The 8,528-nt window shown below is 50.2% G+C and carries 7 protein-coding genes; 2 read left to right on the forward strand and 5 right to left on the reverse strand.

Annotated features, from left to right (window positions below; genetic code table 11):
- The first annotated feature begins 445 nt into the window (after positions 1–445).
- Positions 446–2,710 carry an arginine/lysine/ornithine decarboxylase gene (locus tag DU000_RS12355; protein WP_114403715.1) on the forward strand — a complete coding sequence of 755 codons (2,265 nt, stop codon included), beginning with the start codon at positions 446–448 and terminating at the stop codon, positions 2,708–2,710.
- A gap of 80 nt (positions 2,711–2,790) precedes the next feature.
- Here the strand turns inward: DU000_RS12355 and plsY are convergent, their stop codons facing one another.
- From plsY to DU000_RS12380, 5 genes are read right to left on the reverse strand one after another with little or no spacing between them, the layout of a single operon-like run.
- Positions 2,791–3,381, reverse strand: a complete 591-nt coding sequence (gene plsY, locus DU000_RS12360; RefSeq protein ID WP_114403716.1) for a glycerol-3-phosphate 1-O-acyltransferase PlsY — start codon at positions 3,379–3,381, stop codon at positions 2,791–2,793.
- A 57-nt stretch (positions 3,382–3,438) separates the two neighbouring features.
- Positions 3,439–4,341, reverse strand: coding sequence for a site-specific tyrosine recombinase XerD (gene xerD / locus DU000_RS12365; protein WP_114403727.1), 903 nt, complete (start codon positions 4,339–4,341; stop codon positions 3,439–3,441).
- A 4-nt stretch (positions 4,342–4,345) separates the two neighbouring features.
- Positions 4,346–4,912 carry a methylated-DNA--[protein]-cysteine S-methyltransferase gene (locus tag DU000_RS12370; protein ID WP_114403728.1) on the reverse strand — a complete coding sequence of 189 codons (567 nt, stop codon included), beginning with the start codon at positions 4,910–4,912 and terminating at the stop codon, positions 4,346–4,348.
- Positions 4,913–4,939: 27 nt separating this feature from the next.
- Complete coding sequence (locus DU000_RS12375) at positions 4,940–6,445, reverse strand: tripartite tricarboxylate transporter permease (protein WP_114403717.1); 1,506 nt, start codon at positions 6,443–6,445, stop codon at positions 4,940–4,942.
- A 21-nt stretch (positions 6,446–6,466) separates the two neighbouring features.
- The gene (locus DU000_RS12380) at positions 6,467–6,949 is read right to left on the reverse strand and encodes a tripartite tricarboxylate transporter TctB family protein (RefSeq protein WP_114403718.1); all 483 of its coding nucleotides are present in this window, start codon (positions 6,947–6,949) and stop codon (positions 6,467–6,469) included.
- Positions 6,950–7,321: 372 nt separating this feature from the next.
- On the opposite strand from DU000_RS12380, the gene DU000_RS12385 reads away from it, so the two are divergent.
- On the forward strand, positions 7,322–8,305 hold the full coding sequence (locus tag DU000_RS12385; protein WP_114403719.1) for a Bug family tripartite tricarboxylate transporter substrate binding protein: 984 nt from the start codon (positions 7,322–7,324) through the stop codon (positions 8,303–8,305).
- Positions 8,306–8,528 lie beyond the last annotated feature (223 nt).

Raw genomic sequence — 8,528 nt, forward strand, 5'->3', positions numbered from 1 at the left:
CCACTCTCCTCGATTGAATTGGTAACGCTGCTCGCATAACCTGCTAAACAAGGCATTACCTATACTTTTGTGTAAGGCAATTAGAGTAACCCGAATTTGGGCCACATTGGCATCCACATGGCGCGCAGTATAAAGATAAAGACCTGACAAGACTTTAGGTAATTACCCTAGAAGCGGATAAAATTGAGGCTGGCAGTCTGATTCGGCTGTGTGCATCGCACCAGAGCGAATCGTATTTTGTGCCGTGCCGAAGTGTGACTGATTTGCTACGCAATGCCCAAGCTACTTAACTTGAGGTGGGGAAAACGCATCGCGATCCAACAAATGTCTTACATTTCGAGTAAGGTTGCCACATTTACGGATTCAGGCAAACTCTTGTTCACTACGCTGCAATCCGCATCGCCAAATCATTCCATTGTTATCCAGACTGAGCAAAGGCTGTCCCATGAAATTTCGCTTTCCCGTTGTCATTATTGATGAAGATTTTCGCTCTGAGAATACCTCGGGCTTGGGCATTCGGGCGCTGGCAGAGGCGATTGAGAGTGAGGGAATGGCGGTGATTGGTGTCACCAGCTATGGCGATTTGTCGCAATTTGCCCAGCAGCAAAGCCGGGCATCGGCCTTTATTCTGTCGATTGACGATGAGGAATTTACCCCCGGCCCCGATCTCGATCCGGCGGTGCTGAATCTGCGTAGCTTTATTGAAGAAATTCGCTTCAAGAACGCCGATATTCCGATTTACTTATATGGTGAAACCAAAACCTCGCGCCACATTCCCAACGATATTCTGAAAGAACTCCACGGCTTCATTCACATGTTTGAAGACACGCCGGAGTTTGTGGCCAAACACATTATTCGTGAAGCGAAGTCGTATCTCGATGGTTTGGCGCCGCCATTCTTCCGTGCGCTGGTGGATTACGCGAATGACGGCTCTTATTCTTGGCATTGTCCCGGCCACTCGGGTGGCGTGGCATTTTTGAAATCACCGGTGGGGCAAATGTTCCATCAGTTCTTTGGCGAAAATATGTTGCGCGCCGATGTGTGTAATGCGGTAGATGAACTCGGCCAATTGCTTGATCACACCGGGCCGGTCGCCGCATCTGAGCGCAATGCCGCACGCATCTTCAATGCCGACCACTTATTCTTTGTGACGAACGGTACCTCCACGTCAAATAAAATCGTTTGGCATAGCACTGTTGCGCCGGGGGATATTGTGGTGGTGGATCGCAACTGCCATAAATCCATTCTGCACGCGATTATGATGACCGGCGCGATTCCCGTTTTCCTCATGCCCACGCGCAACCATTATGGGATTATCGGCCCCATCCCGATGGAAGAGTTCAAGCCTGAAAATATTCAGAAAAAAATCGAAGCGAATCCTTTTGCCCGTGAAGCGCACCGTAACAAAAAGCCGCGAGTACTGACGATTACCCAATCTACCTACGATGGCATTTTGTACAACGTGGAAATGATTAAAGGCATGTTAGACGGCGAAGTCGATAGCTTACATTTTGATGAAGCGTGGCTACCCCACGCGTCCTTCCATGATTTCTACAAAAACATGCACGCGATTGGTAAGGAACGCCCGCGCACCAAAGAATCGCTGGTATTTGCCACGCACTCCACGCATAAGTTGCTGGCCGGCATTTCGCAAGCTTCACAAATCGTGGTGCAAGATTCCGAAGAACGTAAACTAGATCGCCATGCCTTCAACGAAGCGTATCTGATGCATACCTCGACCTCACCGCAGTACGCCATTATTGCTTCCTGTGATGTGGCGGCCGCGATGATGGAACCCCCTGGCGGAACGGCGCTGGTGGAGGAATCGATTGTTGAGGCGCTCAACTTCCGCCGCGCCATGCGCAAAGTCGATGAAGAGTGGGGCGCAGACTGGTGGTTTAAGGTCTGGGGCCCGGACTACCTCGCCGAAGATGGCATGGCCGACCGTGAAGACTGGGTACTGAAAGCCAATGATCGTTGGCACGGCTTTGGTAACCTGGCCACCGGTTTTAATATGCTCGACCCAATCAAGGCCACCATCATCACCCCCGGCTTGGAAGTGGATGGTGAGTTCGATCCCGAGCGTGGCATTCCCGCCGCCATCGTCAGCAAATACCTCGCCGAACATGGTGTGATTATTGAGAAGACCGGCCTGTATTCCTTCTTCATCATGTTCACGATAGGCATTACCAAAGGCCGCTGGAATACGCTGGTCACGGCGCTGCAGCAGTTCAAAGATGATTACGATAAAAACCAGCCGCTATGGCGGGTGCTGCCCGAGTTTGTGGCGAAGCATCCGCGCTATGAGCGGGTAGGCTTGCGCGATCTCTGCCACCAAATTCACGCCGTTTACCGTGAAAACGATATTGCACGCTTGACCACAGAAATGTATTTGTCAGATATGGAACCAGCGCTCAAGCCCTCTAAGGCTTGGTCACTGATGGCGCACCGTGAGGTGGAGCGGGTGGAGATTGATGCGCTGGAAGGGCGCGTGACGAGTATGCTGGTTACGCCCTATCCACCCGGTATTCCACTGCTGATTCCGGGTGAGCGTTTCAATAAAAAGATTGTCGATTACCTCAAGTTTGCACGGATGTTTAATGAACGCTTCCCGGGTTTCGAAACCGATATTCATGGTTTGGTGGCGGAAGAAGATGAAAAAGGGAACAAGCGCTATTACGTTGATTGTGTCAAGGTGGGCGCGCAATAAAGTAGAGTGAACTTTATGCGTAGTGTGTATGCGTAGCTGTATTTGAAGCGCTGATGTCTTTGCCAGACTTAAGCGCCTATTTATTTCTTCCCGACCTTGCTTTCTTTACCCTGCATCAAGCGGGCAATGTTGTCACGGTGGCGATAAAGGAGCCAGCCGCACATCACCATGATTGCCATTGCGATTGCGTCAATCCCCTGGTGCAAGATATAAAAAAATGGGGCGAACAAACTCGCTACCAAGGCTCCCAGTGACGAGATTCGGAAAATCAATACGGTTGCTAGCCACACAGCAACAGTCGCAGCGCCGAGCGTCAAGTTGAGAGCAAACAAAATACCGGCAGCCGTTGCCACACCTTTACCCCCACGAAATTTAAAAAAAATGGGATAAAGGTGGCCCATGAATACGGCAACCGCGACCAGTGCAATCAAGCCATCGGTCACGTTCGTCGCGTAGCGCTGGCAGAGAAAAACGATCAACCACCCTTTTAAAGCGTCTCCAATCAACGTTAGCGCAGCGGCAATTTTGTTGCCACTACGCAGCACGTTGGTCGCACCAGGGTTGCCTGAACCATAGCTGCGCGGGTCAGCCATGTGGAAAACTTTGCTCACCAGAATGGCAAACGACAAAGAGCCAACTAAATAAGCCGCCATGATCCAAACCAGTGACATATGGGTTTCTCGCTAATAAATGTAACGTTGCTATTCTACCTTGTTGACCCCGGCTGATCAGCCACGGGGGTGATGTTCCCGATGCAGTTGCTGCAAACGCTCCCGCGCAATGTGAGTATATATTTGCGTCGTTGAAATATCTGCGTGGCCGAGTAAGAGCTGCACCACGCGCAGGTCCGCACCATGATTCAGCAGATGGGTGGCAAAGGCATGCCGCAAGGTGTGTGGCGAGAGTGGGCTGAGTATGTTCGCCTGTAGCGCATACTTTTTAATGAGATACCAAAACGCTTGGCGCGTCATCGGGCCGCCGCGCTGGGTGAGGAACAAATATTCACTACGCGCCTGCCCAACCAAGGTGGGCCGAGCTTCGGCCAGATAACGGCTCAACCACGTTTGGGCAGGTAAGCCCATCGGGACCAGGCGTTCCTTATTTCCCTTGCCGAGTATTCTGACTAAACCCTCATTGAGACCAAGCTGAATGGTTTTAAGCATGACCAGTTCCGATACCCGCAGACCGCTGGCGTAGAGCAGTTCCAGCATGCAGCGATCACGCAGGCCTAACGCGTCTTCTGGATTGGGGGCATCCAGTAAATTTTCGACATCTTGTTCACTCAAACTTTTGGGTAAGCGCGGCGGGGTTTTAGCATTGCGCAAGCGCACCGTCGGATCATCTGGTCGCCAGCCTTGCCGAACCGCGAGCTGAAAAAAACGCTTAAAGGTTGAAAGCCGGCGGTTCACACTGGTGGCCCGAGAGTCGGCATGCCGTGCTGCCAAATAGCCATGCAAGTGTGATTCATTGAGGCTGAGAAGGTGGGTATGCTGCGAGGCCAGCCATTCCGCAAACAAGGTGAGATCTCGACGATACGCGGCAAGCGTATTTTTTGTGAGGCCATCTTCCAGCCACAATGTGTCGCAAAAGCGGTCAACACTCGCAAGGCTGTCCTCAAGATAGCGCGCCATCGACTCATCCATCAAGCGCACCTTCATGCTTGAGTAGCCAACGCTTCACACCAATATAAAAACCATTATCGGCTCTCGCAAAACCACCTATCCCACTGGCAGAAACGATGCGATGACAAGGGATCAGCAGCGGAAAAGGATTCGCGCCGCAACCTTGGCCAACGGCACGCGGACCGCTTTTGAGTAGTTTGGCAATCGCGCCATAGGTTTGCGTTTGGCCACACGGAATCGTCAGCATTTGTTCACGCAGGCGCTGTTGAAAAGGCGTGCCTCGTGTTGCCAGTGGCACTGAAAATACCGTCTGCGGGTGAGCAAGATACGCTTCCATCTGCGCAACAACCTCTTTGGTGAACGCCTCCTGTGGAGATAGCAAGGGGGTAGCGCCCGGCAAATACTGGACTTCATAGACTACAGGCTGCTCAAATACCTGATCCAGTGCAGTGCGTATGCCCAAACGACCAAACGGGGTGGGGATCACAGCTTGATAGTTGGCTTGCGATAAAAGAAAACGCGCCACCTTCGTGTTCAAGGTAGCGCGTTGCTTCAGGCTGGCTTGGGAAGATACGGTCATGGTTTTCATCCCATTACCGTAGCATATTTAATCTTCCTCTTGGAAGGCTGCTTCACGCGTTTTACGGAAACCAGGGGCAATCACCAAGAGGAGGAGCCCCGCCGACAAGAGCAGCAAGACCAAGCTAATCGGTCGCTCCACAAACACCGCAAAATTACCCCGGGAAATCGACATCGCCCGACGGAAATTCTCCTCCATCATGGGGCCCAATACAAAGCCCAACAAAAGTGGTGCTGTTTCACACTTCATCTTGATGAAAAAATACCCGAGTACCGCAAACACCACTGCCGCATAAATCTCAAACGTATTGTTGTTAGTGCTGAACAAGCCAATGCAGCAGAACACCAGAATCGCGGGGAAAAGGATACGATAAGGAATCGACAGCATTTTGACCCACAAGCCAATGAGGGGTAGGTTCAAAATCACCAACAGCAAATTACCAATCCACATACTGGCGATCAGTCCCCAAAATAAGGTGGGGTTGGAAGACATCACCATCGGTCCTGGCTGGATATCATGGATCATCATCGCGCCGATCATCAATGCCATCACGGCATTAGATGGAATACCCAGCGTCAACAGAGGAATAAATGACGTTTGTGCGCCAGCATTATTGGCAGACTCTGGACCAGCAACGCCTTCAATCGCGCCTTTACCAAACTCCTGGGGAGTTTTAGACACTTTTTTCTCTAGCGAATAGGCCGCGAATGCCGCCAATGTCGCCCCGCCACCGGGAAGTACCCCTAGAATTGAGCCGAGTATCGTGCCGCGTGCAGTTGCAGGAGCGGCCCGCTTAAACTCAGTTTTGGAGAGGAAAAAGCCTTTTACCTTGGCAGCCAAAATCTCGCGATCAGTTTTGTGTTCGAGGTTTTTAATGATTTCAGCAAAACCGAACATACCCATCGAAATGGTCACAAAGTCAATTCTATCCATCAACTCAGGGATATCGAAAGCAAACCGGGCAACGCCCGTGTTAACGTCGGTTCCCACCATGCCGATCAGTAGCCCTGTAAAAATCATGGCCACGGCTTTAATCACGGAGCCATGGGCCAACACCACCGCACCAATCAACCCTAACACCATCAGAGAAAAATAATCAGCAGGGCCAAACTCAAGCGCAAATTCGGTCAGAACCGGGGCGAATGCTGCCAAGACCAGTGTGGAGACGGTACCCGCGAAAAATGAAGCCAGGGCAGCAGTTGCCAAAGCGGTACCCGCACGCCCTTGTTTTGCCATCTCATGACCATCAAGGCAAGTCACCACCGAAGACGCTTCACCAGGTAAATTCACCAAAATAGCAGTGGTCGACCCACCGTACTGCGCGCCATAGTAAATGCCAGCGAGCATAATCAGTGCTGCAATCGGTGGTAAGCCATACGTTGCGGGGAGCAACATGGCGATCGTCGCAATCGGACCTAAGCCAGGCAATACGCCAATCGCAGTCCCAATAAAGACACCGAAGAAACAGTAAAAAATATTTTGCAGGGTGAGTGCGGTTTCAAACCCAACCAGCAAGTTGCTGAGTAATTCCATGTTTTTCTCCTGACTGGGTAGTTAGCTGATAAAGGCAGGCCATACGGGAATAACCAAACCCAGACCTTTGATAAAGACCAGCCAGGCGAAAATCGCTAGCGCCGCACAACTGAGCAAAATCTCTTTAAATTGACGCTCGGCAGACCCTAAACTGGAAACGATGATCAACACCAGTAGGCTGAGAATCAAGCCGAGTGGCTTTAAAAGAGCCCCAAATAAAATGATGGCCCCTAAAATAATGATGAGCGGTTTCCAGTGGAAGGTTTCAAGCTCACCATCATCTCCCTTGTCGGCACTCAGGAAACTCCCGACAAGAATAACCATGCCAAGTAAACCCAGGCCGATGGATAACATCATGGGGAAATAGCCTGGCCCCATACGCGCAGCAGTTCCCATATCGTATTGGCCTGAGTGATAAACCCCAAATGCAGCCAAGCCGATAAAGAACAACCCCGACATAAAATCACGCTTACTTTTTAGCACCCGTGAACTAACTGAACTCATAAAAGCTCCTCTCCATGAATCCCAATCTATGAATGGATTGGGTTAATTGTGCGCTGATTATCCCTGACTCCAAACCGCAAACACCATTACGGACTTCACTTACTCTAGCGCTTTACCTTGGCCACATCACAACCACTACGTAGTTTCCACAGAATCATCCGTGGTGTTTTACCCTCATTATTCTTATCCGGACTTTCCGCAAATTCCTAGGATGATGCTTTCTTTCTTGCGCTCACGTGTCAAAATAAAAACACACTGTGAGTGCAGTAAAGCCACTGAGTTTAACTGCCAACGCATAGGCACGGTCATGTTATGCAATAGATGCATAACATCGTGTAGGTTGTATTGCCCATTTTTTAACAAGGAGACACCATGCAATTAAACGGGATTAAAAAGGCAACCCTTTCCCTGTTCGGTATCTTGGCACTGAGCACAGGTATCGCCCAGGCTAATGACTATCCTAACAAGCCAGTCAAAGTGATTGTTCCCTTTGCCCCCGGGGGGACAACAGACATCGTCGCCCGACTGATGGCAGATAAAATGAGTCAAGTCATGGGGCAACCTTTTATTGTTGAAAACCGCGCTGGCGCAGGTGGCGCGATTGGGACCAAGGCAATTGCTGATGCGCCCGCCGATGGCTATACGATTGGGATGTCCACAGTAAGCAGCCTAGCAGTGAACCCCGCTTGTAACCCCAAGCTATTCTATGACCCGATGAAAGACTTTACATACGTCACTAATATCGCTGGTGTCCCTAATGTGATGACCATCAATCCAACCAAATTACCTAGCAACTTCAAAGATGCACTTAAAACGATTCAAGAAAAGCCTGGCAAATTTACTTATGCAAGTTCAGGCGCATGTGGTATTGGTCATATGATGGGTGAATTATTTGAAGAAAGCGCCAAGGCTTTTATGGTTCACATTCCTTACCGGGGCGCAGGACCAGCATTAACTGATTTGCTGGGCGGTCAAGTCGATGCGATGTTTGACAATCTCCCATCATCGATTCCCCACCTGCAAAGCGGCAAAATAAAGGCCCTGGCTGTTGCGGCCCCCAGACGGCTGGATATTCTGCCTGACGTGCCAACATTTATTGAGCTCGGTCATCCCGCTGTTAATGAACAAGCGACATATGGCTTTATTGGACCTGCAAATATGCCGGCTGACATTGTAAAAAAACTACATGAGGCAGTGATTAAAGTTGTTGCATTAGCAGATGTGAAAGAAAAGCTTAAAGGTCAAGGAGCCTCAGCAATCGCTAACAGCCCGACTGAGTTCAAGAAACAGACTGAAGCTGAATTGAACAAAATGAAGCATATTGTCAAAACAAAAAATATAAAATTTGATAATTAAATGTTTAATCTCCTCTTACACCCCCGCTGCGGCGGGTTTTTTTCTTGGCTAAATTAAAACCCCTTGCGTACCAGCAGCGACTCGAAGCTACGTTTAACCTGCTCCCCGAGATTAGTCCCGAATTGAATTAGAGTTTGCCTCAACGGAGGCAACATGAAGAAGCGATTCACGGAAGAACAAATTATCGGCATCCTGAAAGAAGCCGAGACAGGCGCAAAGATTG

It is taken from the genome of Parvibium lacunae, from assembly GCF_003335215.1.
Lineage (GTDB): Bacteria > Pseudomonadota > Gammaproteobacteria > Burkholderiales > Burkholderiaceae_D > Parvibium > Parvibium lacunae.

What these genes read in the sequence shown, in the direction of transcription:
- DU000_RS12355 (WP_114403715.1), top strand. Translation starts at nt 446, where the DNA reads ATGAAATTTCGCTTTCCCGTTGTCATTATTGATGAAGATTTTCGCTCT.
- plsY (WP_114403716.1), bottom strand. Translation starts at nt 3,381, where the DNA reads ATGTCACTGGTTTGGATCATGGCGGCTTATTTAGTTGGCTCTTTGTCG.
- xerD (WP_114403727.1), bottom strand. Translation starts at nt 4,341, where the DNA reads ATGGCGCGCTATCTTGAGGACAGCCTTGCGAGTGTTGACCGCTTTTGC.
- DU000_RS12370 (WP_114403728.1), bottom strand. Translation starts at nt 4,912, where the DNA reads ATGACCGTATCTTCCCAAGCCAGCCTGAAGCAACGCGCTACCTTGAAC.
- DU000_RS12375 (WP_114403717.1), bottom strand. Translation starts at nt 6,445, where the DNA reads ATGGAATTACTCAGCAACTTGCTGGTTGGGTTTGAAACCGCACTCACC.
- DU000_RS12380 (WP_114403718.1), bottom strand. Translation starts at nt 6,949, where the DNA reads ATGAGTTCAGTTAGTTCACGGGTGCTAAAAAGTAAGCGTGATTTTATG.
- DU000_RS12385 (WP_114403719.1), top strand. Translation starts at nt 7,322, where the DNA reads ATGCAATTAAACGGGATTAAAAAGGCAACCCTTTCCCTGTTCGGTATC.